The sequence below is a fragment of the Roseateles sp. genome (assembly GCF_049240545.1).
Taxonomy (GTDB): Bacteria; Pseudomonadota; Gammaproteobacteria; order Burkholderiales; family Burkholderiaceae_C; genus Paucibacter_A.
This window is the reverse complement of record NZ_JBMLSK010000060.1, coordinates 1-1,003: the sequence shown is the minus strand read 5'-3', so window position 1 is coordinate 1,003 and position 1,003 is coordinate 1. Positions and strand designations below refer to the sequence as shown.

The window sequence follows — 1,003 nt, the reverse complement described above, 5'->3', positions numbered from 1 at the left end:
GCCAGGTGACGTAGCCTGAGTTCCTCTACCTGCAAGTGGAGTTGCCCATGTCCAGAGGTCACCTGACCCAAGCGGAACGATATCAGGCGCACGCGCTGCGCGAAGCAGGCTTGAGTCTGCGTGCGATCGGCAAGCAGATGCATCGATCCGCCAGCACGATCTGTCGCGAGCTCAAGCGCAACCGGTGCCCTTCGGGGTACGCCCCTGATCCAGCCCATAGGCGAGCGCGACAGCGACGCCATCAGGCGGGCAAGCGCCCCCGGATCGATCCGTCGCACTGGCCACGCATCGAGGCGCTGCTGCGCGAGGACCACAGTCCCGAGCAGATTGCCGGCGCGACGGGGCTGGCAAGCCATGAGCGGATCTACCAGCACATTGCCGCGGATCATCGGCGTGGCGGCTCGCTGCATACGCTGCTGCGGCAGAGCAAGCCACGCAGGAGGCGCCGCTGTCGTCCGGATCGTCGCGGCCAGATCAAACACCGGCGCGACATCAGCGAGCGTCCGCCGGTGGTGGAGGAGCGCAGCCGCATCGGCGACTGGGAGCTGGACACCATGGTCAAGGCCAACGGCGGCCAGGTGCTGGTGACCCTGACTGAGCGGCACTCGCGACTGCACCTGATTCGGCGCGTGTCGCAGCGGACCGCAGAGGCTGTGAGCCGCGCCATCATCGGCACGCTGGCACCCATCAAGCACCTGGTGCACACCCTCACTGCGGACAACGGCAAGGAGTTCGCCGAGCACGAGATCATCGCGATCGCGTGCAAGGCCGACTTCTACTTCGCCGAACCCTACGCGTCGTGGCAGCGAGGCTCGAACGAGAACGGCAACGGACTGGTTCGCTACTACCTGCCCAAGGGCACCGACTTCGCGACAGTCAGTGACGAGCGGCTGCAAGAGATCGAGCGCAGGATCAACAGCCGCCCGCGGAAGACGCTAGGCTGGCGTACCCCTTACGAGGTCTTCGCCGAAGCCCTCAAGAAGCGTGTTGCGATTCGGAGTTG

1 protein-coding gene is annotated in these 1,003 nt (G+C 65.7%); it reads left to right on the top strand.

Going from position 1 to position 1,003, the window contains the following annotated elements; all coding sequences use genetic code 11:
• Positions 1 to 47: 47 nt before the first annotated feature.
• A partial coding sequence (locus ACOVRJ_RS03725; RefSeq protein WP_422042556.1) for an IS30 family transposase occupies positions 48 to 1,003 on the top strand: 956 nt, incomplete at its 3' end.